Origin of the sequence: Actinoplanes sandaracinus (genome assembly GCF_030009775.1) — a bacterium.
GTDB lineage: Bacteria > Actinomycetota > Actinomycetes > Mycobacteriales > Micromonosporaceae > Actinoplanes > Actinoplanes sandaracinus.
The window spans coordinates 97,606-123,753 of the sequence record NZ_JASCTH010000030.1 but is presented as its reverse complement, the minus strand read 5'-3'; the positions used below and the strand labels follow the sequence as shown (position 1 = coordinate 123,753).

Genomic DNA, 26,148 nt, shown 5'->3' with positions numbered 1-26,148 from the left:
CATCGTCGGCTGGAAGACCTCTGATCGGTGCGACACCGATCTGATCCTGGCCGCGCTCGAGTACGGCATCTGGTCGCGTGACGTCCGCGACGGCCAGTTGATCCACCACTCGGACAGGGGTTCGAACTATACGAGTTTCCGCTTCTCACAACGGCTGCAGGACAACGGAATCCGACCGTCCATGGGCTCGGTCGGCGACTCGTTCGACAACGCGCTGATGGAGAACTTCTGGTCGACGCTGAAGATCGAACTGGTCTACCGCACGAGCTGGCGAACCCGAGACGAAGCCGAGAACGCAATCTTCGGATACATCGACGGCTGGTACAACACCCGCCGCATCCAGAAGGAACTCGGCTACCTCAGCCCCGACGAATACGAGACCGCCTGGCACGCCCAGACCGAGCCAGATAACCTCACCCCTGCCCCCGCCGGAAGCAGGTAACCACCGCTCCGTCGAAACGGGGGGAACTCACACATCACCTGGGCAAACATCACCCTCATGACCCGCCGGATCACCCGCGCGGACGGTCGGCGGGCCGCAGTGCCCAAACTCATCGCCGCCTAATCAGCTGGGCATCGGAGACGCGCGGATCGCGGCAGAGCCCCGCATCTGTTACAGCCTCGGTGGGCCCATCGTCGGACGGCGGCCGTACGTCATGATTTACGGTCGTAGGTGCTGGTGATCCGTCATGACCATCACGGGCCGACATTCGGGGCGCCGTCGGGCTGGTGCCTCACATCCGCGATCTCAATACGTCGAACTCGCAGCCCGGCGAGGACGGATCGAAGCCGTGTTCGATCAGCCAGCGGGACGCCAGCAGGCTGCGCAACGACCACCAGGCGCGGATCACGTCCCGGTTGACGTCGGTGCCGTAACCGGCGAGGAGATCGCCGAGACGTTCCTCGTGCCCAAGGGTGAGGATGGCCAGGTCGAACAGCGGATCTCCGGGCCCCGCCTCGGACCAGTCGATCACGCCGGTGACGCGGGCGACGGCTCGCCGAGACGGCCGAGCGCCTTTCCGGGGACGGCTGCAATCGCGAGAACGGGTGGCTTGCGCCACAGGACCTCGGGGGTCGGGACGGGCGCCAACCGCATCGCCTCGACCTCGACATCGATGCGCGCCTGATCGCTATCGACCTTCAGGAACACGTCACCGACGCGCAGGGTCGCACGCTCGTTGTGGGCGACGACGACCGTGACCTCTTCCACGTCGGCCATCATCACGGGCTGATCATCGGCGCCGCCACATGTTTATCGCGTGCGATAGCGATGCGTTGCGGCGCACAGGCCCGTGACCTTGCCGGCTACCGCACATCGGCCAGATCCGCGCACCGGATCAAGGAGGGCCACCTCCGCGGTGCGACGTTCGGATCGGCGTCACCGTGACGGTGATACGAACGGCAGAGAGGGAGTCCGGCAGGTCAATGCTGGCGCTAGCTGCGGAAACAGGGTGCGAGACAGCCACTGAGCCTGTTCTTTAATTTCCCGGCGCAGGGCACAGACGTCGGAGATCCCGTACGGAGCACGACCGCGAACCGTGAAAGCACCCCGGGGTGCAGGAGCGGAGCAGCGTTCCTCCGACCGGGTGGGCAGAGCCGAGTAACACCAACGTTGATCCGGAATGGCACGATGGCCGCATGATCAACTCACCCAAGCTGGTCAAGTCTGTGCCGGACGCCTCGTGGCTCCCGCCGGGAAGCACTGCGGAGGTTTGGGTCGGTGCCGACATCGAGGCTCCTGAGCCTGCGGTGATCGTGCGCCTTCTCGTGCGGCGCGAGACCGTGTCTGGATCGCAGTTGTTCTGCATTCAAACGCCCCAGGGCTTTGACATCCCCACAGTGTTTCTCGGTAGCGAAGGTGGCTGGCGTGCTGCAGCAGACGGGATCGCTGCCTTGACATCGGAATACCTCGGCAAGGCAGCGTCCACTCGGTGTATCGGCTTCGTCCGCAACCTCGTGCCCGTTCCGGACGAGACCTATCACCTGCCGGCGCCCTTGGCACACGTGCCGGTCTTCGTTCCACGCGATCCATCGCTCCTTCCACCGGAAGACGCCGGTACGTGGATCTCGGCGTCCGATGTGCCTTCCTTGCTACCGGAGCGGCATTGGTGGCCCATTGCCTGCGAGGCGCTGGGCTGGCCGCAGGGATAACGATTCGCCCCGGCTCTCCCGGGCCTGGAGGTCGATCGTCGACTCAGGTGAAGGGGCCGGTGCGTCAAGACCAATCTCGGTCCTTGCGCCAGAAGTCAGCACTCATGGAGCGAGTTGAGGCGCAGTCGGCGGATGGATCGAGTCTTCTTCTGATCGACGCTCTTGTAGTGATCGTGGCAGATGAAGGTGGGGATAGCGGGGTTCTGTCGGCGTTCCGGGATGAGGCCGGGTCGATCCGGGGCGGCTACGGCGGGCGTTGACGGCGCTGCCTGTACCGCGGTTCGGTGACGGCCGGATCGTCCTCGCGGTCGACGTGTCACCGTGGCTGCGTTCGGACGTCGCGTGCAGCCCGGACCGTAGGACGACACCATGATCGACCGCTACGGGACACCGTGGCAGAGTTCAGCGGTGCTTGAGGTGGCCGCCGGCCGTCAGGTGGAATCAGGGTCGCGGCGCAACGCGTTTCCAACCACGGCCCTGGCGCTGGTCGCGCGGGGTGGTTGCGGCCAGGCAGCGCGGGCAGATGTAGCCGATGTCGTCGCCCGGGGCCGTCGTGTCCGAGGCGCGAAAGTCGAACCGCTCGTGCGGGAAGCGCATCAGGCGGGTCCGGCTCAGCGCCAGACCGCACAGGGTCTGGTTGGTGCCCGGCAGCCAAGCATGCAGCTCACCTGCCGGCGCCCGGGCGCCATCCGGGCCGGGAACCTCGCTGGAGGCGGCGATGGCCGCGCTTGTAGCTCTTGCCATGCCCGCTGGTTACCCGTTCGGGGGCAGAGCTTTTGGGTTGTCTGGTCGCTGTGGGCCCCGGCTATTATCAGAAGCTACCAGACAACGCAATGACCCTGCTTTCGGGGGCCTCGTACACGATCCGTTTCACGCTGCCCCGGAATGCTGCACAGGCCGCAAAGCGCTCGCTGATCAGGGGCTGCCAGCGATCGCTCGAAATCAACGCTTCCTGCCGCCGGGGAGCCTGTGGCGCCGGAACACATCCCGGAAAAGCACTCCGTTCATCGGAAGCGCAATGTCAGAAGGATTCAAATCACGGCGGCAAACGCGGTTATGGCACGGTGCAGGCCTTTCTATCGATTTACTCGATGTGGTCGCGCTGCGTGCCTTCCTCGTACGCCCGGCGGTCGTGAGCAGCCCTTGCTTCCTCGGATACAGCCTCTTCGAACCGGGGGTCCAACGGCACGTTGGCAATCTCAGCCAAGTTCTTGATGCCCAACGCGATATCGCCTCTGTAGTGGGAACAGGCCCTCAAATATGACTGAAGCCCCATGGGAGTTGTCGGACGGCCGCTGTGGATTCCGTTGGTGGCGCCTTCCGATGCTTCCTGGAAGTTGCGAGCACCCACCTGAATCTGCAGCAGCGGGGGAGCGAGGCGCGATCTTCGACCGATCCGCTGCAGAGCGTCATTTGCGCGTCGTCGGATCTCCTCGGCCGATTGACGTAGGTGGTCCGGGAAATGAGATTGGTACCCCCCTTCTTCCGTCAAGAGTCTCCGATCCTCAAGAAATGTGATCAAAGCAGCGACGATCTCTCGCTCGGTTTCAGCATCCTGCAGTACGGTCTTGCGATATGTGATCAATCCGGCGATGACCGCGCCCACGCCCCCGGCCACCGCGCAAGCGACGACAACCCACGTTGGTGCGTGGAGCTGGTCAGCCACGTCCTTGCTGGTGGCTCCGACGACAGCCATCACGCCGAGCACGGTCAGGGTAACGCCATAGGATGTGGCTTTCTTGGTCGTTCCTGACATGGCAATCAACCCCACAAGTGATGCGCCCAAAGCCGAAACCCTCGTTGACTCGGCTCGCGCCGGACGAGATCTGACAGCGCAGCGCACATCGTGCACTCCGATCGCCACTCCCGGTAAATGGCCAGGCTATGTGCGGTTGACGCACTCCAGAAGCCGCTGACCGGGCGTAACTCAGGTCGGATCGAGGACAATGAACTGATGTCAACAAGATTTGACTGGATTCTTGTATTCGACATGGGTCAGGTGCAGCGCGGCGCCGCACCGTCCGGTCAAGCCGGCTGGGATGCCCGGTCGCCACATCCGCCCTTCAGGGGAGCCTGCGGTCGTCCTCGTCAGGGTGGCCGGGCAGCCGCTTGAGCTCCGCCGGAAAGCGGGCGGCGAACGCCTTGTGGACCGGAGCCCCGCGGACGTGGTCCATGACGGCGAACACCACGTGATCGAACCAGCCCGAGGCGGCACCCAGCGCGTCAGCGAACGCATCCGCCACCGTCGACGGGTCGTTACGGAAGACACCGCAACCCCACGCCCCGAGTACGAGTCGCCGATGGCCGTGCACGGCGGCGACGGTGAGCACCCGCCGCGCCCGAGCGGCGAGCAGCGTGGCCACCTGGGCGGCCCGGTTGTGCCGAACAGCGCCACGGTTGGGTGCGGCAGCGGTCAGGAACGACACCTCGTACGCGGCGTCGAGCAGCCGGCCGTCATCGTCGCGGAAGACCGGCACCCGCGGGGAGTAGATGACCCGATCGCTGTAGAGCGGGTTGGCCTGTGCCCGGTGAAAGTTGTAGTACTCCGGTACGGCGGTCAGGCATGGGTAGAGCGCCGCGGCCCGGGCGAGGCTCTCCTCCTGAGCCTGTGCTCCGGTGCGGAAGCCGCCACCCGGGTTCTTCGCCGAGGCAAAGACCAGCGCCGCCACATCTCCATCGGCGGCGAGACGACGAGTCGCCGCGAGGGTGCTCTCCCGGGTCACCTCGACGACCGGGGCAGCGCCACCCGTGACATGCGGCGCGATCGGCTCTCCCGGCACATGCAGTTTCGTACCCGCCACCGCCGCGCTTATCCGATCCGCCAGCGCGACGCGTCCGCCGCGCGGAGCAACGTAGTGGCCGGCGTCGAGAATTTCCAGGGTATCCCGAGCCAGTGCCCGTAGTTCTCTACTCATCACCAGGAATCATCCGCTGACGGGGATGCGAACAGCGACTCATTTAGGAGGGCCTGCCGGTGGTTCAGCGGCGCCGCATCGTCACCGTGGCGCCGGGAAGCGTACGACCTGATCTGGCGCGCATGCCGCGGCGCCCGCGGCTGAAACGCCTCGGCCCGCGTGATAGGGGGTCACCAGCTCCATCACGCCGGGCCAGCAAGGTGAGGTGACCGGCGGGGGAGCGCCCGAGCGGCGAGATCCGGTGTCAAGGAGCTGACAGTTGTCCTGTCTCGAGCGAAATGGTGATGTTCAGTGATGCCGTGACACGCGACGCCATTAGTTGATCATGGTGGGGTTGGTCACGTGGACCAGTCCGCCGAGTGGGAACCGTCAGGACTGGCTCCTATGCTCGCCGCATGGCAGCATGCCCGGCCCGCGCATCGCAGGTCGGTGCACCAGCGGGGGATGCGGCGGGGAAGGGGATGTGGGTGCGGCCGGACAGTTCCGAGGTTGATGACGACGAACGCCCGGCTGATGGCCTCGACCTGTGGCAGCTGGCCGGTCTGCCCGGCGGTCTGCTGCAGGCCAGTTACTTGACCAGCCGGTTCGCGCCGCAGTACCGGCTGATCGTTGACGTGCTGCTCGCCGAACAGGAACACACCCTTACCGGGGTGGCCGCTACCGAGCTGCCTGAGCTCCTACGCCGACGCCTGCGCCGTCTGGGCTCCGACCCGGCCCTGCTCGACGATCCCGGCTTCCGGCTCAAGGAGCGGATGACCCGGCTCGAACGCTGGGGTGTCGTCTACCGCTTCCAGGACAAGGCCGTCCGCGACGCCGAGTTCGTCCTCGACCGGGACCGTTACCAGCTGACCGAGACCGTCGCCCAGCTCCATCGGGCGATCACCTCGCTGGGAGACGACACCGCTGCCGAGGCCGCCGCCACCCTGGCCCCCGGCATCCTGACCGCGAATCTGAATCTGCTGCACGAGTGCGCCCACACCGACCCGGCCGCAGCCGCCGCGGCCTGGTCGGTGATCGCGACAACCCACCAGTCGATGGTGAAAGCCGCCGCGGGCTGGCAGGCCCGCCTCGCCGGAGCCCTCGCCGGCGCGCCGACGCCGGAGAAGATCACCACCGTGCAGGAGACGCTGCGCCGCTACGTCGACATGTGGGGCGCCGGCATCGACACACACTCCGAGACGATCACCAGCCGCGCCGGGAGACTGGCTCTGCTCCCGAGCGAGGTGTGGCGGCGTATCGCCGTGCACACCCTCGGCGCCAACGCCGACGAGCCCGCGATCGACGCGCTGGTCGACACGCATCAGCACACCCTGCGAACGCTACGGCGCTGGTTCGACGGCCCGGACTGCCAGGCCCGCAAACTACGGCGGCAGATGCGCGACACGATCGGGCCGCTGCTGCGCGGACAGCGAACCCTGGCCGCGGTCGGCGGTCACGTCTCGCGGCGGGCCGAACTGCTCGATCTGGCGACGCGCCTCGAATCGGCTACCGACGACGACGCTGCCTGGCGACTGTGGTGCGCCGCCACCGGCCTGTTCGCCGCCCGGCACCTTCCTGGCGAGACGAATCCGCCGGCCGGTAGCGCGGGCGCCGTGTCGTTCTGGGACGCCGACCCGGTTCCGATCGAGGCGCGTCTCCGCAAGCAAGGCCCCAAAGCCGTGACCGGGACCGCGGCCCGGCTTCCCGACCGCACCGGCGCCAAACGTGCCGCCCGGGAACGTGCTGCCCGCATGGCAGCGCAAGCCGCGCTCACCGAAGCAGCGATCCTCGCCCGGTCCGGGCAACGACTCTCGCAATGGGGCAACGTGACCGCCGCCGAACTTCAGATGCTGCTGGTTCTGCTCGCCACGATCGCTGCCGCCCGCCCCGACCAGGTCGGCGCCAGGTCGGCGACCACGGGCGACGCTCGCTGGCTTCTGCACGCCGAAGCGCCGCGGGACGGCGCACCCGCCGCGATCGTGCACACCCCGGAGGGCCGCCTGGTCCACCCCGACATCGCCTTGCACATCAGCCCGGCCGGGATCCGCCCGTGAACACCACGACCTCGGCCATCGAGAAGGAAGCCCAGCAGGCCTTCCTCGGCCTGCTCGCCCAACCGTTGGTCACCCCGGCGACGAACCGGATCCTGCACCGGCACGTGCTGCGCCACCAACGCCAGATCACCGACCACGCCCGCCGCGCCGGATACCGCGTCCAGCGCGTCGGCCGGGCGGTCAGGCTGATCCGGGTACCGATCAACGGACAGGTCACCGCACCACCACGCCCCGCCGGAGCGCCCGGCAGGCGGCTGCTGGCGCTGACCTGTTGCCTGGCCGCCTGCTGCGAGGAAGTCTCGGCAACCGTCACCCTGCAACAGCTGTCCGACATGGTCCGTGACCTGACCGGCGCCGCGGGCGTCACCGTGACCGGCTACGACCCGGAACAGAAACCGCAACGGCGGCTGCTGCGGGACGCCGCGACCCTGCTCGCCGACTGGGGTGTACTGCGCCGCCGTACCAGCGACGAGAAGATGCTGCTCGACTGGACCGAGGAAGGCTCCGGGCCCGGAGCCGGGTACGAGGTCGACCGCGATGCCCTGCTCCTGATGACCAGCCCCGACGTCCTGGCCGCAGCCCTGCACCCGCCGGACGTCGACGCGGAGCAGTTCGCCGCGACCCGCACCGTGCGGCAGTTGCGGGCGCTGCTGGAGACCCCAGCCGTGGTTTACGCCGAACTCGACGAGCACGACGCGGACGCGCTCCGCAAAGCCCGCGGCCTGCGCACCTCCGACCTGGCGCAGATGACCGGCGGCACTGTCGAAGCCCGCGCCGAAGGCCTGGTGCTGGCTCTGCCCGACGACCCTGACCGGCAGCCGACCGTTGCCGACTGGCCTCGTGCCCGCGCCTCGGACTGGGTCGCGCTGCTGATGGCCGACCTCGCCGGACGTCACGGCGCCCGCACCGCCACCGGCGCAGTCCTGCTGACCAACGCGCAGGTCGACGAAGTCGTCGACGACCTCGTCGACTGGCGCGGCGACTACATGTCCAAAGATCAGAAGACCGTGCCCGGCACCGTCCGTACGGACGCTGAGACGATCCTGACCGAACTCGGCCTGCTACAGGTCGGCTTCGACGGTTCGTGGACGTTGTCGCCGGTTGCGGGCCGCTACCGCGACCCCGACATCACCCTGATCGACACCACGGAGCCGACCCGATGACGATGCCCGACCTGCCCGCCCCGGGACCGGCCGCCACCGACCGGCAACTGGCCGCCTGGCGCGACGCCGTGACCACCGCCGGGCTGCCCGACCCGTCACGCCACCGCTGGCAGGTGCTGCGCGCCGGCGTGGTCGGCCTCTGGGAATTCGACGTCGCCGAGTACTGGTTCGCCGACGGCCGTGCCCAGTTCGTCGGCCAGAACCAGTCCGGCAAGTCGACCATGATGGCCTTGACCACGCTGCTCATGCTCGCCGGCAGCCTTGACCGCAAGTACGTCGACACGTTCGGCGACTCGGAGAAGGAGTACCGGTACTACGTCGAACCTGTCGCCGACGACCGGGACCGGCGTGACGCGTCAACCTCGACCAACCGTGGCTGGGCCTGGGTCGAATACGGCCGCATCGGCCCGCTCGGCGCCCCCGAGTTCTTCACCACGATGCTGTACACGCAGACCAAACGCGGTGTGAAGCAGATGACCCGCGTCTGGGTCGTCTGCCACGGCACGGCTCGCGTGCGCGACGGCCTGGACCTGGCCGCCGGGCAGGCCGTCACCGAGCCCAAGGATCTCGAGCCCGTCGACGGCGTCACCCTCTACCCCAAGGGTTCGGACTACACCGAGCGGCTCGCCACCGACCTGTTCGGCTTCGACGACACCGAACGCTACGCGACCGTGATCGAGATGCTGAAGGTGCTGCGCACCCCGCACCTCGGGCAGAAGCTCGACCCGGCCTGGTTCACCTCCCAGATCCGCTCCGCGCTGCCGCCGATCGCGAAAAGCGAGGTGACCGAACTCGCCAACGGCTGGCAGGAGTTGGAGCAGCTGGCGCGCGACCGCGACCACGCCGACGAGGCACGCAAAGCGATCACCGTCTACCTCAACCGGGCCTGGCGCCCCTGGGCCGATGCCGTTCTGCGGCTGCACGCCGACACGCTGATCGCCGCCGACACCGCCGTCGTCAAGGCCGCCGAGAACGCCACCGCGGCGGAAACGAGACTCGGCCAGGCCCGCGGCCGCCTCGACGACGAAACCCAGAACACCACCAGCCTCGAGAAAGCGCTCGAACGGACCCGCGCCGAACTGATGCAGCTGCTGCGCTCCTCGGCGTACACGACCGCAGTCGAGCGCGCCAACGACGCCAAACGGCTGCGCGCCGACGCCAACGCCGCCCGAGAACGTGCCCGCAAAGCCGCCGCTCAGCTGGTCGGCACCCGCGATGACCTCGACACGGCCACCGCCCGCCGCGACAAGACCGCCGAAGAACTCGGCACGGCCCACCACGAGGTCGAGGCCGCCGCCGGTCACGCCGTCGACACGGCCACCGCCGCTGGTCTCGGCGAGCACGCGCCCGCGTGGGCGGCAGCCGGCGACGTCGACCGGTTCGACGTGGCGGTCACCAACCGCCGCGGACAAGTCACCGCACTACGCAAACTCATCCGTACCGCCGCCCGGGCAGCCGCGACCTGGAACACCCTCGACGACCTGGCGCAGAAGGCACAAACCGAACTCAACGACCGTACGGCTGCCGCCACCGCCACCGAAAGCTCACTGCACCAGGCCGTGCAGACCCTGTCCGACCACCTGGAACGCTGGGCCGTCGCTCTCGGCGAATGGTCCCCACCGACCGGCACCCGCACCCAGTGGATCACCGCGGTCACCGACCAAACCCATGCCGAGCGGCCACGAGAACTACTCACCGCCCTGCTGACCCGCCAGTGGCTGGAGCCCGTCACCGCCCCGCTGATCACCCGTGCCGCCGACCTGCGCGCCGCCGCAAGAACCGCCACCAAACAGGCAGCCGACACCGACGCCGAAGCCGACAGGCTCGCCGCCGCCGACGACCCCATCCCCGAGCCGCCGGCACGCTGGACCCGCCGGGACCGCCCCGCCTTCCCCACCACGGCAGGCGCACCGCTGTGGCGACTTCTCGACCCGGTCGACGGTCTCGACCCCGCCATCCTCGACCACGTCGAGGCTGCCCTGGCCGCCGCCGGGCTCCTCGACACGTGGGTCACCCCCCACGGCGCCTGGAACCCCGAGCATGACGGCGACGACGCCGTCATCATCACCGGCGCCCTCCCGGCCGCGACAACCCCACTCGCGCGCATACTGCAGCCCGCCGAAGACGCCGCAACCCTCACCGACGTCACCACGAAGATCCTCAACGGCATCGGATACACCACCGGCGGCCCCCTCACCGCGCCGGTCTGCCTCGCCGCAGACGGGCGATGGCGAACCCCTGCCGCAACCGGCCGGGCAGCCCCTGCCGAACATGGCGCCGAACTGATCGGCACCGCCGCTCGCACCGCCACCCGACGCCGCAAGATCGCTGACCTGCGCGCGCAAGCCACCGCGTTCCGTGACGAGGCTGAGCGCCTCACCAGCGAAGCCGACCGCACCACCACCCAGGTCACGAACCTGCGCGATGCCGCCGGGCGAGCACCCACCGACGCCGACGTCGTGGCCGCCGCCGCCGCGTACACCTCCGCGATCCGCGAAGCCGACAAAGCCGACTCTGCCTACCGCGAGGCCCGCAGTCGCGAACGAGACGCCCGCACCCTGTCCGAAACGGCGGCAGCAGACGTCACCCGCTATGCCACCGACTACCAGCTGCCGATCGGCGACGAGAATCTCGACATCCTCGCCGCGGCGCTCGACACCACCGCCGCGGCCGCCGGCTCCCTGCGGCTCGCTCTGCGCGGGCTCGGAGCCGCCACATCCGCGGCCACCGACGCCGCCGAGCGGTTCACCGCCGAAGAGCGCCGGGTCAACGACGCCACCACACTGGCCAACGACGAGGCGGCAGCCGCTGAGCGGGCCGACACGAACGCGACACTGGCCGAACAGTCCGTCGATGCCGACGCGCAACAACTGTTCGCCCAGGCCGAACACCTCGAACGCAAAGTCGAGGAGTACGGCCCGTCGATCTCGGCAAGCCGGCGCGAAGGACTCGCCCGCTCGAAAGAAGCAGGCGAAGCCGAAAACGCCTGGAAGCAACGCTGCAACGACCTCACCGCGGCTCGCGAGCACCGCGACATCGCAGCGGCCGCCTGGTGGACGCCCGTCGACGCCGGCCTCACGGCCGCCCGCCACCTGCCCACCCCGGAAAGCCGCGACCTGCCCGCCGCACTCGCCCACGCCCGCACCGCGGCCGAGCAACTACGACCACCGATGTGGCCCGACCGGCTCGACGACAAAGCCAAACGCGCCGAAGCCGCACTCTCACGCATGCTCGGCAGCTCACTGATCGACCTGCGCACCGTCCTCGAGACCCACGGCGGCCGCTCCGTGATCACCACCGAGGCCGACGAGCAACATCCCCTGCCGTCGGTCACTCTGATCGTCGACGCCTCCGGCACCTCACTCGATCCGGCAGAAGCCATCCTGCATCTGCAGAAGCTGGTCGACGACCTGTCCCGCACACATGACGAGAAGCTCCACCAGATGTACACCGAACTGCTCTCGTCCACGTTCATCGATCACCTCGCCGACCGGATGAAAAAGGTCATCACCCTGCTCAAGGTCGTCAACGACGTCCTTGAGAAGCACCCGACCGGCGCCAACAAGACCACCCTGCGACTGCGCCGCGTCGCCGCCGAAGGACAGGCCCCCGGCTTCAGAATCCTCACGGCACTGCTCGACGGCACTATCGAGTCCGAGGCCGCACAGCAACAGATTCAACTGTTCCTCGGCGCCCGCCTGCGCGAGGCCCAGGACGCCGGCCTCGTCGGCACCGAAGACTGGACGGACCGCCTCGCCGAACTTCTGGACTACCGCGCCTGGTTCGACGTCGTCGCCCAATACCGAGTCGGCGACGGCGACGAGAACCGGTGGAAGGATCTCACCAGAAAAGTCCACGGCGTCGACTCCGGCGGCGGCAAAGTCGTCACCCTTCTGCAACCACTGCTGGCAACCTTGGTCGCCCTGTACTCCGAATCCCCGGACGCACCACGGCCGCTATGGCTCGACGAGGCGTTCGAAGGCGTCGACCCCGGCAACCGCGCCACGATGATGCGGATGCTCACCGACTTCGACCTCGACTTCCTGCTCGCCGGCCCGGCGCCACTGGTCGCCGTCGCGCAAGTACCCGCCGCCGCCGTATGGGTCATCACCCGCGCACCCGCACCGGTCCCCGGCGTCGACCTGTCCTTGATGCTGTGGGCGGGCCGAACCCTCGAACAGATCCCCGTCGGTGACTACGCGACTCGGCTGCTCACCCCACGCCGAACCGCCGACGACCCCGGACCCGACCTGTTCGCCACCATGCTCGCCGACCCCGTGTCGGCCGAGCCGCGGCACACCAACGGATCACACCACGCCGACAGCGTCACCGAGGAGGCATCGGATACGGCCGTGATCGCCGCGAGCGAGCCCGCATGAGCGCGGCAACCGACCGGTGGGCCGCACAGCCCGGCCCTCACAAGGTCCTCACCGTGGTCCGGGAACTGCTGCAGGAACGCCGCACCGGCAACGGTGTCACCGTCCGCGTCGATCTGACCGCGGCCGAGCGAACCCAACTGGCCCGTTATCTCGGCCTGACCTGGGACACCTCGGGCCAACCCGTGACCCTCGGCAGACTGCGGGCCGCGCTCACCCGCGCCGGCGACGACCTGCTCGACCTGCTGACGCGCACCGGCGGCCCCATCGAGGACGTCCGCGGCCGCCGCGAACAAGCCGTCGCCCACACCGCGGCCACCATCGACGCCGCCTACACCGACCTCGGCACCGCCGGCCTGCCCGACCACGCGGTACAACTGGCCCGGACACGCCGCTGGCTCGGCACCGACCCCGGCACCGCCACCCGCCGATCCGACGACCTGCAACGCCTGTGGCACGTCCTTCCCGGCACCGGCCGCCCACTCGCCGAGATCGCCAACACCCTCTACGCCGACCCGCACCGCCTCGACCGCGACACCGACCTCGGCCGTATCGCCGCCCGCCTGCTCGCGGCCACGACCGCCACCGCCGACAACGCCGTCTCCGCCGCGGACACCGCACTGATCGCCACCCGATGGCGACACGTGTGGGCGGCACACGGCATCAGCTGCGACGAGGTCTCCGCCACCGTCCTGGTCCTGAACCTTCCACTGACCGGGAAAGCACCGGCGGCACCGATCGCGGGCGCCGCCGCCGCGCACGGCGAACCGGTGTGGCTGACCAGCCGCAGCCTGCGCGGTGACTGGCGACCCGCGCCCGAACTGACCGTCGTCCGCGTCTGCGAGAACCCCGCCGTCGCGGAGGCCGCCGCCGAACAACTCGGCACAACCTGCCTTCCGCTGGTGTGCATCTACGGCCGGCCCTCCTCAGCAGCTTGGACACTGCTACGCGGCCTCGCTGCCGCCGGTGTCCACCTGCGGGTCACCGCCGACCGCGACGCCGCCGGACGCGGCTTCCTCGCCGAGATGCTCGCACTGCCCGGCGCCACCGAATGGCTTCCCGAGGCCGACGGCCTGTACGAGGAAGCCCGGCTCCAAGCCCTCATCACCGACCTCACTCCGGCCCGCCACGCGGGGTTCGGAGAACCCGCCAGTCCCCACCATCAGTAATCGAACATGTGGATCAGACGTCCGAGACCGTCATGCTGTAGTCGTAACCGCATTGCATGGAGAAGTTCCACAGCCCCTGCCACAGCTCCTTACCGGTGTCGGGATCTTGGACCAGGATGCCCACCACCCCTGGCTGGTAAGTGAGAATCGATGAGTCCGACGGGGCCTGGAAATAGCCTTCGGCATTCCGTTTGCTGGAGGTGAGGGCGCCGGAGTAGAAAGACGAACTCTCCCGGAGTGCGTAATAGTCGTCATAGTGTTTGGTCTGACCGCCGCCCAGCCGGACGAATATCTTGTTGTACCCGGAGTAGGAGACCTTGAAGTAGGATTCGTTCTTGCGGCATCGTGCCGAGGAATTGCCGTTCTCCTGCTCCCAGGCGTCCCAATCCACTTCGCCGGGTTCCGAAGCAATCACCACGGACGTCGGCCGGGCCGGCGCATCGGCGGCCGCAGCCACCGGCGCCATTCCGGGGGACAGGAGAGAAAAACCGGCAAAAATGCTTACCGCGGCCGCCCGGCCGGACCATCGCTTCGTTGTTGACGAAGACATCACCGCACCCCTTTGCTGCTGATCGCAGAGAACCGAACGCGCCGATTCAAGCACCGTTTTTCAGGCGTCTTTTTCGATTCTGCGGACGGTCGGCCTTCCGGCTCCTCGGCGATGACTGGTCAGCCACATCAGCATCCCCCGAACAGGCAGCTTCGAGCGGCGAGCCGCACGGTGGGTGTCGCGGGGACGAGGCCCCGATCCGCGCGTTCCGCGGACAGGAGCCTCCGACTCGGGTGGGCGCGATAGGTTTCGACCCTACGACACCTCGCTGGTAAGGCCCCGGCTCATTCGTCAGCCGGCGGATCGTCGTCCGGCGACGCCGTGCCGACCGCCCCGTCCCTGGCCTGGTCAGCCCCCGGATCGTGCAGCGAACCCCGGAATCCGGCAGGTACGCTGTCCCGGCATCCTCGGTCCCTCTTCCCGGGGGTGGCCCACACGAATGCGGCGGTGAAGAGAGACAGCCATGGATACGGACGTGACGCCGGTCGTTTGTGACCACCGTGTGCTGCACGACCCGCAGGCGGTACTCGAGGCCGCGCTGGAGGCGTACGTCGCGATCGACTCAGCGGATCGGGTGCTCGGCTGGAACACCGCCGCCGAGGCCTTGTTCGGCTACTCGCACGCTCAGGCGTGCGGGCGAGCCGTCGCTGATCTGATCATTCCGGAGCGGTACCGGGAGCAGCACCGCGCCGGCCTCGCCCGGACGGCCGCCGGCGAGCCGGGGCGGGTGCTCGGGAATCGCCTGCAACTGGCCGCGGTGCACCGCGACGGCCACGAATTCCCGATCGAGATGACGCTGACCATCACCACCACCCCGGACGGGCCGGTGTTCCACGCCTTCGCCTACGACGTGAGCGCCAGGGTGCGTGCCGCCCGGTTCACCGGGGTGGAGGCCGCGGTCTCGCGAGGGCTGGCCGAGGCGTCATCCAGCGACGCCGCATCGGCCCGGGTGACCGAGGCGCTCGGGAGGCACATGGGCTGGCCGGTGGTGGAGCTGTGGTTGACCGATCTGGACCGCCAACTGCTGGTCTGCACCGCACGCTACGCCGAGCCCGGCCGTCTTCTGGCCGGGTTCGCCGTCGACGAACTCGACTACGGCATCGGACTGCCCGGCCGCGTCTACCTGCAGCGGCGGTCGGCCTGGGTGCCGGATCTGGCCGCCGACGCCACGTTGGTGCGCAGCCGTGCCGCCGCCGCCATCGGCCTGCACGTCGCGGTCGGGGTGCCGGTCTGGGCCGGCGGGCGGATCCTCGGCGCCCTCTGCGTCTTCGGTGACCGCGCCGAGGAGCCTGAGGACACCCTTCTCGGGCTGTTGTCCGGTGTGGCCGCGCATGTCGGGCAGTACCTGGAACGCCGCCGCACCGAAGAACTCGCCATCGAACTCGCCCGCACCAAGGACGAGTTCCTCGCCATGGTCACCCACGAGCTGCGCAACCCGCTGACAGCGATCACCGCCACCGCCACGGTGCTCAGCGACGAAGCCGACGCGCTCACCCCGCCCGATCTGCGCCACTACCTGGGCATCATCAATCGCAACGCGCTACGGCTCACCGTGATGGCCGAAGACCTCCTCGACCTCTCCCGCCTCGAATCCGGTCATATGGCCATCCATCCCACCGACTGTGATCTGACCGAAGTCGTCAACGCCGCGATACAAGACCTCACCGAGGCGGCCGTGGACAAGAATCTGACCGTCACGGTGACGATCCCTCCCCGGCTGCCTCTGCATGCCGATCCGGACCGGTTGCGGCAAGTCGCCGACAACCTGCTGTCCAACGCGATCAAATACACTCCGGCCGGCGGTACGATCACCGTCACCGCCGACACCCGCAGCGAACCCGACAGCAACGGTAAACAGATCGTCTGGTCGATCGCCGATACCGGCATCGGCATCCCGGCCGCCGACCGGCCGAGACTGTTCCGTCGGTTCTACCGCGCCTCCTCCGCCCTCGACCGGCGCATCCCCGGCACCGGTCTCGGCCTGGTCATCGTCCGCACCATCCTCGAACGCCACCACGGCACCATCACCCTGGCCGACCACCAGGGCCCGGGCACCACGTTCGTCATCGAGCTACCCACCGAGCCCCTGGAACAGAGCACGCCCCCGAGACACCCCCAGGATCCGTACCCGTAAGAGCGGTGAACACCCAGGGGCGGGCTTTTCGGAAGGGCGCGGGGTCTGCCCGCCTGGAGACCAAAGACCGTCAAGAGCTTCTTCAGTACGGCCGGACGAGGCGCTGTCCAAGAGGGAGACAGCCGTGGCCCGAATCGTGCGCGATCGCGGTCACAGGCCTTTGGCCATGTTGCGGCCGGTCTCGCTGAAACCCAGCCGCTCGTAGAGGGCTCGGGCGCCGGTGTGGTGAGCGAAGACGTGGAGACCGATTCTGGTCAGCGCGTTGCGAGCCGCGTCTACAGCTACCGGCCCGACGCGGCGACGCTCTGCGCGTAGTGCGCCTCGGCCTCGGCCCGCCACGGCTTGTACTGATCCTCGGTCGTCGGCTCCAGCCGCACGCCCGTCATGATTACAACCTCCCGAGTCATAACCGCCCAGGGCGCGCTCTCCATGGGGAATCCGCAACTGATCAGAGGGCCTGGTCAAAGACCATCATGTCCTTGCCGGGCCCGTCATAGCCCACGACCGGCCCCGTCACCGTGAAGCCCATGCTCTGGTGAAAAGCGATCGACCCTGTGTTGACCGGCGCGGTGATCGCACCGACCCTGCTGCATCCGCCAGCCCGCGCGAGTGCGAAGAACGCCTCGTAGAGGCGGCGGCCGAGCCCGGAACCGCGAGCGGCGGGCGCGACGCCGACGAAGTGGATGTATGCCCGGCCGGGTTGAGAGGGCGAGAGGACACCGATGATGAATCCGGTGAGTACGCCGTCGTGATCGCGTGCGATCAGGCTGGTGCGGTGGAAATGGTCGAGAAAGAGGCGCGGCAGCGAACCGGCGATCTCGCGTCCCCACCAGTCGTCGACTACGGCGATGATGTCGTCGTAGTCCGCGGGCCGCGCGGGGCGCAGCTCCCACTCCATAATCTTGATCATGGTGCGGACGATGCCGATGACGCCGGGGTCCGCAACGCCGGCATACGGACAGATGTCTTCGAAAGTTCTCGCACGCCTACTCCTTGTCAGGCTGGTCGGTTCCCCGGACCTCGCCGATGCCGGGATCATGCCGGCGCCGCGAGGCCCGGGCATGGAGGTTTGTCAGGTGCCCGCGAGCGCGGGTTCCGCGTCGGGTTCACCCGCTGAGAGCGCGGCGTCGTCGTGGTGCTTGAACAGTTCGCTGGGCCACCACATCCATCGGCCCACGTCCAGGGTCAGGGCGGTGACCAGGACCGAGCGGACGATCATCGTGTCCAGCAGCACACCGAAGGCCACCGCGAATCCGAGTTGCGCCGCGAACACCAGTGGCAGCGCGCCCAATGCCGCGAAGGTCCCGGCCAGCACCAGACCCGCCGAGGTGATCACGCCGCCGGTGGCGGACAGACCGGTCAGCGCGCCGCGCCGGGTGCCGTGCAGCATTGCCTCCTCACGTACCCGGGTGACCAGGAAGATGTTGTAGTCGATGCCCAGGGCGACCAGGAACACGAACACCAGGAGCGGGAAGTTCGCGTCCGCCCCGGCGAAGTCGAACACGTGGTTGAACACCACCGCGCTCACGCCGAGGGCCGCTCCGAGCGACAGCACCACGGTGGCCATGAGCAGCAGTGGCGCGACGATCGCCCGTAGCAGCAGGGCGAGGATGCCGAAGACCACGACGAGCACGATGGGGATGATCACCTCGGCGTCGCGGGTGGCCGCCTGCTGGATGTCGAGTGCTACCGCCGTGTTGCCGCCGAGCAGGGCCTCCGCACCCTCGATCTGGTGGATCGCGGCTCTGGCCTCTTCGACGGTGCGCATCGCGGCGCTGCTGCCGGGAGGGTCGTCGAGAGTTCCGAGTACGAGGGCCTCACCATCCCTGATCATCGGCGCCGCGACGCCGGCGACCCCAGGCACCCCGGACAGTACGGTTCTGACCCGCTCCGCCGAGGCGGCCTCGGCCACCGCATGAATGGGGTCACCGGATCCGGCCGGGAAGTGCCTGGACTGGATCTGTTCGCCGGCGACCGCCTGCGTCTCGGTGGTGAACCGGCCATTGCTGGGGATCCCGTCGGCCTTGAGTCCCGTCATCCCGATCGTCATGACGCCGAGGACGAGCGCGGTACCGATCCACACGATCCGCGGCCGGCGGGAGACAACGGCGCCGATGCGGGTCCAGATGCTCGGCCTGGTTGCCCCGGCGAAGCCGTACGACGGCTTCGCCGGCCAGAAGATCCAGCGGCCGCAGATGACCAGCAGGGCCGGCGTCAGCGTGACCATGGCCAGCAGGCCGACGAGGATGCCGATGGCGCTGGCCGGCCCGAGCCCCTTCGTGGAGTTGAGTGTGGCGAGCATCAGTACCAGCAGGCTGACCGCGACGGTCGCGGCGCTGGCGATGATGGCGGGGCCGGAGCGGCGCAGGGCCTGCGCCATGGCTTCGTGCCGGTCCTGGTGCCGCCGCAGTTCCTCCCGGTAGCGGGAGATGAGCAACAGCGCGTAGTCGGTGGCGGCGCCGAACACCAGGACGGTCAGAATGAAACTTGTCTGCGTGTTGACGGTCAGGCCCGCGTGCTTCGCCAGCAGGTAGATCACCGCTTCGGCCGTGACCAGAGCGCCACCCGCGGCCAGCAGCGGCACCAGTGGCAGCAGTGGGCTGCGGTAGGTCAGTAGCAGGATGGCGACAACCACCAAGGCGGTGATCGTCTCCACGAGGCCTCCGCCGCCGAAGGATTTCACCGAGTCGGACGCGTAACCGGCCGGCCCGGTGACGTGGAACCCGAGACCGTCGGCGTTTTGCTCGCCGACCCTGGTCATCGCGTCGACGACCTTGCGGGCTCCGTCCCACCCTTCCCTACCGTCGTGAACGTGGACCACGGTCTGCATCGCCTTGCCGTCGGCGGACCTCGATGGGCCCTGTGGCCGCCCCACGACGTTCTCGATGCCCTGGAAAGCCTCGGCGTCGGCCAGGGCTTTGGTCATGTCGGCGGGGGTGATGCCCTCGGGCCGGCTGTAGATCACGATGGCGGGGAGGGTCTCGGCGGGCTGGAACCTCGCGGCCCGCTCGGCGACCTTGGTCGACTCCGCACCGCCGGGCAGCCAGGCCGCATTGTCGTTCTTCTCGACGTCACCCAGCTTGCCGGCCAGCGTCAGCGCCGGAACCAGCAGGGCGACCCAGAGGGCCACGATGACCCATTTCGCTACCCTCCCGGCGGGTAACGACGTCACTTTTCGCATCATCGGGGTTCCTTTACTGTCCAAACGGCATGGCAAAGATCGGCGTGGGAGAACTGGGGGAGTCGGCAATGGCGCAGGTGGACCGGAAGGCCGTGGACCAGCACGGCGCCTGCGCGGGCGATCGTGCCCAGCGCCACCGACGTGGTCAGCCCGGGTTATCGCATCGCCGGGCGGATGGGGAGCCGCCCTTGCGGGCGGTTCAGGTACTGCTCGGCCGGAGCCGGGCGAGGGGCCCGCGCCACCGTGCCGAAGGATCCGCGGCGCCAGATCGCCGTTCGAACCGGTAGCGTGGATCGAACAGTCGCACGAGCCCCGCACGCGGGACTCCTCGCACGCCGTAGATAATCGTGATGTGCGGACCGGGCCGGCCCGCAGCGTCGCGTAGTGCCCGCCTCGGGGACGCGCGCCGAGCGACGCACTCGACGGTCGCCCTGATCATCAGGCGGTCCAGTGTGGGCCGGTCGAAGTCATGTGAACGACGCTAAGGGCTCAGTGAGTTAACCTCAAATGCAACTTTCGCACCTGAAGGATGCATGTGGCGCAACCACCGATGGATCTGAACCTTCTTATCGCGCTCGACGCGCTGCTCGGCGAGCGCAGCGTGGGTGGCGCCGCGCGGCGGATGCACCTCTCCTCGCCGGCCATGAGCCGTACGCTCGCCCGTATCCGCAAGGCCACCGGTGACGCGATCCTGGTGCGTACCGGCCGCACCATGACGCCGACGCCACGGGCGCTGGAGATTCAGATCGCCACCCGCGAACTCCTCGAGCGCGCTGAGGCGATCTTCACGCCGCCGGGTATGCCGGACCTGCCCCGGCTGACCCGTACCTTCTCGATCGTGGCCGCCGACCTGGCCGCCGTGGTCGGCGCGCGGTTGCTGGACCGCATTCGCCGCGAGGCGCCCGGTGTGACGCTGCGGCTTCTCGGCGAGGGCGCCACCGATTCCGGCCGGCTGCGGGACCGCGACGTCGACCTGGAGATCGGCGTCATCCACGGCGCGCCGCCGGATGTCCAGGTAGAGCCACTGGCGCAGTACGAGATGGCGCTGGCGGTGCGGGAAGGGCATCCCCTCGCCCGCGGCCGCCTCACCGCGGCCCGGCTGGCCGCCGCCGGCCACGTCAGCGCCTCCCGCCTGGGCCTCGCCACCGGCCCGCTGGACACCGCCCTAGCCGCGCATGGCCTGCGCCGCGCGGTGGTCGCGGTCGTGCCGTCGCACACCGAGGCGCTGATGATGGTCGCGCGCAGCGACCTGGTCGGCCTGTTGCCGGTACGACGAGGCGAACACGCGTCCTGGGTACCCGGCGTACAGGTGCTCGCCTCGCCCGTCGCACTGCCCATCATGGAGGTCTCCCTGGCGTGGCACCGCCGGCACGACACCGACGGCGCCCACGAGTGGCTCCGCCGCTGCGTGACTGAGGTCATCACCTCCTGATCCGTGATGCGGAAGTCGTCGCCGAGGAGGGCGCGCAGCCGGGCCAGCGCCCGCGCGTCGCGCATCTTCACGACCGACATCGAGACGTTGAGGATCATGGCGACGGTGTCGATGCCGTGGTCCTCGGCGTGCCGGAGCACCAGCACCGCCTGGTCCTCGACGCTGAGCTGGGCCAGCGTCTCGATCAGCGCGAGGCGCAGCTCCGGCGTGCCGTTCGCCCGGCCGGACCGCTGTTCCGGAGATCGGCCTCGCGCTCGACGCGTGTGTGCCCGAGCCTGCGCCCCGGCCCTGGGACGGTGCTTGGAACGGCCGAGGCGGGAGTTCGCGCGCACATCTGACGGCTGCTCAGTTGCCGCCGGGTGCTGCCGATCGGGGAGTAGGTATCCGACATTCGAACCAGGCGGACAGAATGTTCACACCAGCGCGTGTACTGCTCGGGCGGTTACGGTACGCGTACAAGATTGTTGTCGTCACGGTGGTGCTGCTGTTGCCGCTGGGCTTCGTGACATGGGGTTACGTCGGAATTCAGACCGGTCAGGTCGCTTTCAGCGCCAGCGAACGTGTCGGTGTCGCCTACCTGCAACCGCTGCTGGGGCTGACCTCGGCCACGGTGCGGGCCCGGCATCTGGCGGTTTCGGGCGGTGATCCGGAGGAAGCCGGCACCAGAGCGGCGATGACCGAGATGGAAGCGGCCAACGAGGCGAACGGAGCGGAACTCGGCGTCGGCGACACGTGGGCGGCGGCCAAGGCGGAGGTGGAGTCCGCCACTGACTCAGATGCCGGCGCACCCGCCTTCGAGGCGTACAACAAGGCCTTGGACGCTCTGCTCGGCCTGGTGGTCGCCGTCTCCGACGCGTCGAATCTCACCCTCGATCCCGACCTCGACTCCTATTACGTCATGGACACGTTGGTCTTCCGGCTGCCGCAACTGCTGGACCAGGCTGGTCGGACCGTCGACGAGACGATACTGGCGACCGGCCAGTCCGCGGCCGTGGCCCGGACCACCCAGCTCCACCTGGCGCGTGCGGCCGGCGCGCTGGCGAGTACGCAGGCGGCGGTCGACGCGGGAATGGCCACCGCCCTGGCCAAGACGGCCCGCCCCCAGTTGGCTGACGCCGAAGGGTCGATCACCGCCGAGCGTGAATCCGTGGAAGCCCTGCTCGCACAGGTCGACGAAGCGGTGGCCTCGGGCCGGCTCTCGCTGGTCACCCCCGCTGCCGGGGACGAGGCGTGGACCGCTCTGGTGCGGCTCGTGGACGAACTCGCGCCACAACTCGACGCGCTGCTCGCGACGAGGATCAGTGGTTTCCAGGCGAAGGCGTACGTCGTCGAGGCCGCGGCGGCCGTGGCCCTCCTTCTGGTCGGCTATCTCCTGGTCGGCTTCTACCTGTCCGCCACAGTGCCGCTACGGCGGATCGTCACCGCGTTGCGCGCCTTGGCCGACGGTGACCTCACCCAGCAGGTGCCGGTGGACACGCGCGACGAGGTCGGCCAGATGGGCGCCGCCTTCAACGACGCGCTGACCAGAATCCGGAAGGCGGTGCACGGCCTGCGTGCTGACGCGGACGAGGTCGCCGCGAACTCCGCCAGGCTGTCCCAGGTCGGTGGGGACATGCGCGCGACCGCGGAGTCGACGGCCACCCAGGCACAGCATGTCGGCACGATCGCTGACAGCGTCTCCGGTCACGTGTCGGCGATCGCGGCCGGCGCCGAGGAGATGTCCGCGTCGATCAACGAGATCGCGTCCGGGGCGAGTCAGGCCGCCGCCGTGGCCACCTCGGCGGTCGACGCGGCCCGCGACGCCAAACAGACCGTCGGCCGTCTCGGCACCAGCTCCGCGCAGATCAACGACGTACTGAAAGTCATCACCGCGATCGCGACACAGACGAACCTGCTCGCCCTCAACGCGACGATCGAGGCGGCACGGGCGGGGTCGGCCGGCAAGGGATTCGCCGTGGTCGCCGGTGAGGTCAAGGAGTTGGCGCAGGAGACGAGCCGGGCCACCCAGGACATCGCGACCCGCATCGACGCGATTCAGGGTGACGCCCTCGCCGCGGTCGACGCGATCGAGCAGATCGGTGAGGTGATCGCCCGAGTGAACGAGATCCAGTCCACCATCGCCGCCGCAGTCGAGGAACAGTCGGCCACCACGGCGGAGATGGGACACGGCATCAGCGACCTGGCGGGCGGCGCCGCGCAGATCGCCGCGGGGGTCGGTTCCGTCATCGCCGAAGCGAACCGGACGACCGACGGTACGGACGCGACAGCCCGCGCGTCACAGGAACTCGCGCAGACCGCCGAGCGGCTGCGCGAGATCGTCACGCGATTCACCACGTGACTGCCGACGCCGCGGGGGATGCGGTCGGCGCGTGCTTGCCGGCCGTACGTCAGTCGTTGGCCGGGTCTTCTCCGGGCGCGGGCCGGTAGCAGGGGCTGGCCAGAACGACGGCGACGCGGGCGAGGTCCTTCGTGGTTGTCACGGTGATGGTGGCGCCGGTGCTGTGGTCGCGCGCCGACAGGGTCGTGCGGGTGCCGTCGCCGAACGTCTGTTCGCCGGTGATCTCGTAGCCTCCCTGCCGCCAGGTGCTCTTGAGCCGGTCGAACGCGGCGCGTTGGTCGCCGCCGGTGACGGGGACGTTCGCGGCGCCCTGGAGCTGCCAGAGTCTGTCAGCCGCGGCTGCTCCGGAGCGGCTGGTGCAGGGCACGGTCGTCGCGTCCCAGCCTTCCGGGCGGCCGCCGATCGCCTCGGCCACCGCGTTGACAGCGGCTTCGGCCTGGCTCGTGGCCTGCGCCACGGTCTGGGTCCGCACGGGAACTTGGCTCCTTGTCGGGTCGCCGGGTTGACGGTCGTCGTTCTGGCCGGTGCCGGTGCAGCCGGCGAGTGACGCTACGACGGCGAGAGCGAGTACGGCATGTGCGGCGCGGAGTTGAAGGTGGGACACGCTACGGGGCCTTTCCGAAGATGCGGGCGGCGTCGTAGTCGCCGGCGATAGAAGAAAGTCGCCGAAGGTGGAGTTCTCCGGGCGGGCGACGTAGTTGTCGGCGGCGGCGCCGGCCCACATGTGGTCCGTCGGGATGTTGAACTCGGCGGCGTTGTCCACCCGCATGCCGGGACTGCCGACGGCGACCATGTCGGTGACGGCGAGGCCGTCGCCGTTACTGGCGGCCTCACCGAGGACGGTGCTGCCGTAGCTGTGTCCCATTGCGGTGAGGTGGGAGCCGCCGGCGGTGTGGGCGGTGTTCAAGCCGTCGAGTTCGGTACCGACCCCGGGAACGAGCAGGGCGGTGTGGGCCGCGGTGTCCGGGTTGCCGATCGCCACGGCCGCTGTGCCGTCGCCGAGCGGTTGGAAGCCGAGCAGGTACAGCCGCTTCTGCTCCGGCTGCTCTTCACTGGCTTCAGCTTGTCGAGCAGGTTCACGGCGCGGTCGTGCTGGCTGTTGTCCTGGTCGTCACGGCGGTTGACGCTGTCGCCGATGTAGTTGCGCAGGGCCAGCTGGTTGGCCTGGTCACGGTCGGTGGCCGGCAGCCCGTCGAGGGCCCCGACCCGGTCTGGCCAGGCGGTCGCGTACAGGTGCCGCTCTTCCGGGCTGCGCCCCGCCCACCAGTCGTGTGCGGCGCGGTGGTCGCCGCCCGCGGCGGGAATGCCGGCCTCGGTCAGATTCAGGGCGGCCGCGGCGGTCCGGGCGGCGGCGGCGTCGCCGTCCCATCCGGAGCCGCGTAACGGCCGGGCCAGTTCGGTGACGGCGTCGCTGGCCAGGTCCTCGGCCAGCCGGGCCAAGGCGGTCCACGCGTCGGCGGCGGTGTCGAGGGCGTCCACGCGGGCGTCGCGGAGTTCGGTGAGGGTGAGCATCAACGTTCCTTGAGGTACCAGAACCGGTTGCCGCCGGTCGCGTCGCTGGTGCGGTAGTCGGTCGCGGTCGCGGACAAGGCATCACCGAATTCCTGCAGGTACCGTGCGTACATCGTCACCTCGGCGGTGTGCGCGGACAGCACGTTCTCCACCTCGGCCCGCAGCGAGAAGCCGGTGCCGAGCGCACCGATCGCGGACCGGGTCTCGGGCTCCACGTCGGCGGCCGCGGTCGTCCACCGGCGGCTGAGGTCATGCGCTTGTTGCGCCGCCGCGTCGAGCGCGGCCGGATCCGCCTTCATATGGTCTGTTGCCCCCGTTTTCGCATGAGCAGCGACGCCGCATCCCAGCGGCTGCCCGATGCAGATATATCAGATCAGGTCAATGCGGGCAGCGGTGGTCGAGGGCCTGCTCGGCTTCCGCCGGCCGGTTGGTCGACGATGCCCCGGCAGGTACCGGGCACCGCTGCGAAGTTCCTGGAGCGTTCCGCCATTCGGCGGCCAGAACGACCCGGACGGTACTAGCAATAGTTAACGATAAATGGTAAGATAGCCCACTTCTATGCCTAATGTTGTCCTGCCGCGTGACCCCTCGCGGGTCCCTCACAGAGGACGACACCCCATGGACAACATCGAAGCGCGCATTGACCAGTTCCTCGCCACGTTCTCCTCTGCGAGTGAGACGTCGCGCCCAGATCTGCTCGGCGACTGCTTTGCCGACTCATTCCTGTCGGCAAACAACAGCGGCGCCCGGCCAACGACTCGAGATGCGCTTCTACGCACCCTGTCCCACCGAACCGACATGTTCAAGAACGCGGGAATCGGCACCCCTGAACTCATCGAACGCTCGTGGCGCCAACTCGACGGGCATTACCTCTTGGTCAGTACCAACTGGCACGCCCCACGGACATCCGGCGGACAATCTATCGCCCTGGCCTCCTCGTTCCTCTTGTACGACGATGGGCGGCGTCTACGAATCGTTGTCTACCTCAACCACGAGGGCCTGCCACAGCCGATCGTCTGAACCGCGCGGCACGCTGATGCCCCCGCGGGAGACGCCCGGCTCGGTCCAGGAGAACCGGCTCGTGAACAAGTCCATCGCCGAGCCCGCCGACGGGCGCCCTGCCGGGTGCGGCGAACAGGCGTAGGGTCAAGGTGTCGCCCTGGACCCGGTGGACTGGTATTTGGCCGCTGTGAG

General features: G+C 68.8%; 21 protein-coding genes and 2 pseudogenes. 11 read left to right on the top strand and 12 right to left on the bottom strand.

Features of this window, described 5'->3' with window-relative positions:
• A partial coding sequence (locus tag QLQ12_RS36785; RefSeq protein ID WP_282764327.1) for an IS3 family transposase occupies positions 1-442 on the top strand: 442 nt, incomplete at its 5' end.
• Between the two features lie 292 nt (positions 443-734).
• On the opposite strand, the gene QLQ12_RS36780 is transcribed toward QLQ12_RS36785, so the two are convergent.
• Together QLQ12_RS36780 and QLQ12_RS36775 are read right to left on the bottom strand one after the other, a co-directional pair.
• Positions 735-974: a hypothetical protein gene (locus QLQ12_RS36780; RefSeq protein ID WP_282765475.1), complete on the bottom strand. Its 240-nt coding sequence runs from the start codon at positions 972-974 to the stop codon at positions 735-737.
• A complete protein-coding gene (locus QLQ12_RS36775) occupies positions 971-1,225 on the bottom strand; it encodes a hypothetical protein (protein ID WP_282765474.1) in 255 nt (84 codons plus the stop codon). The genes QLQ12_RS36780 and QLQ12_RS36775 overlap by 4 nt, the downstream gene beginning before the upstream one ends.
• 413 nt (positions 1,226-1,638) lie before the next feature.
• Between QLQ12_RS36775 and QLQ12_RS36770 the strand changes: the two genes are divergently transcribed.
• Positions 1,639-2,151, top strand: a complete 513-nt coding sequence (locus QLQ12_RS36770; RefSeq protein WP_282765473.1) for a hypothetical protein — start codon at positions 1,639-1,641, stop codon at positions 2,149-2,151.
• A gap of 223 nt (positions 2,152-2,374) precedes the next feature.
• A pseudogene (locus tag QLQ12_RS46930) lies at positions 2,375-2,509 on the top strand (transposase); the annotation flags it as partial.
• An 83-nt stretch (positions 2,510-2,592) separates the two neighbouring features.
• Here QLQ12_RS46930 and QLQ12_RS36765 read toward each other — a convergent pair.
• The 3 genes from QLQ12_RS36765 to QLQ12_RS36755 all read right to left on the bottom strand — a co-directional run bounded on the left by QLQ12_RS36765 (position 2,593) and on the right by QLQ12_RS36755 (position 5,066).
• Positions 2,593-2,895 (bottom strand): hypothetical protein, encoded by a 303-nt coding sequence (locus tag QLQ12_RS36765; RefSeq protein WP_282765472.1) that lies wholly within the window; start codon positions 2,893-2,895, stop codon positions 2,593-2,595.
• Between the two features lie 340 nt (positions 2,896-3,235).
• Positions 3,236-3,937 carry a hypothetical protein gene (locus tag QLQ12_RS36760; RefSeq protein WP_282765471.1) on the bottom strand — a complete coding sequence of 234 codons (702 nt, stop codon included), beginning with the start codon at positions 3,935-3,937 and terminating at the stop codon, positions 3,236-3,238.
• Between the two features lie 277 nt (positions 3,938-4,214).
• The gene (locus QLQ12_RS36755; protein WP_282765470.1) at positions 4,215-5,066 is read right to left on the bottom strand and encodes a TIGR02452 family protein; all 852 of its coding nucleotides are present in this window, start codon (positions 5,064-5,066) and stop codon (positions 4,215-4,217) included.
• A gap of 461 nt (positions 5,067-5,527) precedes the next feature.
• On the opposite strand from QLQ12_RS36755, the gene QLQ12_RS36750 reads away from it, so the two are divergent.
• The 4 genes from QLQ12_RS36750 to QLQ12_RS36735 are packed head-to-tail and all read left to right on the top strand — an operon-like array spanning position 5,528 to position 13,807.
• The gene (locus QLQ12_RS36750; protein ID WP_282765476.1) at positions 5,528-7,099 is read left to right on the top strand and encodes a DUF2397 domain-containing protein; all 1,572 of its coding nucleotides are present in this window, start codon (positions 5,528-5,530) and stop codon (positions 7,097-7,099) included.
• Entirely contained in the window at positions 7,096-8,262 is a 1,167-nt protein-coding gene (locus QLQ12_RS36745) for a TIGR02678 family protein (RefSeq protein ID WP_282765469.1), read from the top strand. Before QLQ12_RS36750 ends, QLQ12_RS36745 begins: the two co-directional genes overlap by 4 nt.
• Positions 8,259-12,641 carry an SbcC/MukB-like Walker B domain-containing protein gene (locus QLQ12_RS36740; RefSeq protein ID WP_282765468.1) on the top strand — a complete coding sequence of 1,461 codons (4,383 nt, stop codon included), beginning with the start codon at positions 8,259-8,261 and terminating at the stop codon, positions 12,639-12,641. The genes QLQ12_RS36745 and QLQ12_RS36740 overlap by 4 nt, the downstream gene beginning before the upstream one ends.
• Complete coding sequence (locus QLQ12_RS36735; protein WP_282765467.1) at positions 12,638-13,807, top strand: TIGR02679 domain-containing protein; 1,170 nt, start codon at positions 12,638-12,640, stop codon at positions 13,805-13,807. The genes QLQ12_RS36740 and QLQ12_RS36735 overlap by 4 nt, the downstream gene beginning before the upstream one ends.
• A gap of 13 nt (positions 13,808-13,820) precedes the next feature.
• Here QLQ12_RS36735 and QLQ12_RS36730 read toward each other — a convergent pair whose 3' ends face one another.
• Entirely contained in the window at positions 13,821-14,357 is a 537-nt protein-coding gene (locus QLQ12_RS36730) for a hypothetical protein (RefSeq protein ID WP_282765466.1), read from the bottom strand.
• A gap of 475 nt (positions 14,358-14,832) precedes the next feature.
• On the opposite strand from QLQ12_RS36730, the gene QLQ12_RS36725 reads away from it, so the two are divergent.
• A complete protein-coding gene (locus QLQ12_RS36725) occupies positions 14,833-16,491 on the top strand; it encodes a sensor histidine kinase (RefSeq protein ID WP_282765465.1) in 1,659 nt (552 codons plus the stop codon).
• A gap of 448 nt (positions 16,492-16,939) precedes the next feature.
• On the opposite strand, the gene QLQ12_RS36720 is transcribed toward QLQ12_RS36725, so the two are convergent.
• Positions 16,940-17,389 carry a GNAT family N-acetyltransferase gene (locus QLQ12_RS36720; protein ID WP_282765463.1) on the bottom strand — a complete coding sequence of 150 codons (450 nt, stop codon included), beginning with the start codon at positions 17,387-17,389 and terminating at the stop codon, positions 16,940-16,942.
• 174 nt (positions 17,390-17,563) lie between these two features.
• Positions 17,564-19,675, bottom strand: a complete 2,112-nt coding sequence (locus QLQ12_RS36715; protein WP_282765461.1) for an MMPL family transporter — start codon at positions 19,673-19,675, stop codon at positions 17,564-17,566.
• A 532-nt stretch (positions 19,676-20,207) separates the two neighbouring features.
• On the opposite strand from QLQ12_RS36715, the gene QLQ12_RS36710 reads away from it, so the two are divergent.
• Positions 20,208-21,104 (top strand): LysR family transcriptional regulator, encoded by an 897-nt coding sequence (locus QLQ12_RS36710; RefSeq protein ID WP_282765460.1) that lies wholly within the window; start codon positions 20,208-20,210, stop codon positions 21,102-21,104.
• A gap of 41 nt (positions 21,105-21,145) precedes the next feature.
• Here QLQ12_RS36710 and QLQ12_RS36705 read toward each other — a convergent pair.
• Positions 21,146-21,436 (bottom strand): annotated as a pseudogene (locus tag QLQ12_RS36705) (sigma factor-like helix-turn-helix DNA-binding protein); the annotation flags it as partial.
• Between the two features lie 77 nt (positions 21,437-21,513).
• Between QLQ12_RS36705 and QLQ12_RS36700 the strand changes: the two are divergent.
• A complete protein-coding gene (locus QLQ12_RS36700; RefSeq protein ID WP_282765458.1) occupies positions 21,514-23,442 on the top strand; it encodes a methyl-accepting chemotaxis protein in 1,929 nt (642 codons plus the stop codon).
• A gap of 49 nt (positions 23,443-23,491) precedes the next feature.
• Here QLQ12_RS36700 and QLQ12_RS36695 read toward each other — a convergent pair whose 3' ends face one another.
• The 3 genes from QLQ12_RS36695 to QLQ12_RS36685 are packed head-to-tail and all read right to left on the bottom strand — an operon-like array spanning position 23,492 to position 25,253.
• Complete coding sequence (locus QLQ12_RS36695) at positions 23,492-24,424, bottom strand: alpha/beta hydrolase (RefSeq protein WP_282765455.1); 933 nt, start codon at positions 24,422-24,424, stop codon at positions 23,492-23,494.
• Positions 24,346-24,954 (bottom strand): hypothetical protein, encoded by a 609-nt coding sequence (locus QLQ12_RS36690; RefSeq protein WP_282765453.1) that lies wholly within the window; start codon positions 24,952-24,954, stop codon positions 24,346-24,348. Before QLQ12_RS36690 ends, QLQ12_RS36695 begins: the two co-directional genes overlap by 79 nt.
• Positions 24,954-25,253, bottom strand: a complete 300-nt coding sequence (locus QLQ12_RS36685) for a hypothetical protein (RefSeq protein WP_282765452.1) — start codon at positions 25,251-25,253, stop codon at positions 24,954-24,956. The genes QLQ12_RS36690 and QLQ12_RS36685 overlap by 1 nt, the downstream gene beginning before the upstream one ends.
• 319 nt (positions 25,254-25,572) lie before the next feature.
• Between QLQ12_RS36685 and QLQ12_RS36680 the strand changes: the two genes are divergently transcribed.
• Positions 25,573-25,974 (top strand): hypothetical protein, encoded by a 402-nt coding sequence (locus QLQ12_RS36680; RefSeq protein ID WP_282765450.1) that lies wholly within the window; start codon positions 25,573-25,575, stop codon positions 25,972-25,974.
• The last annotated feature ends 174 nt before the right edge of the window (positions 25,975-26,148 follow it).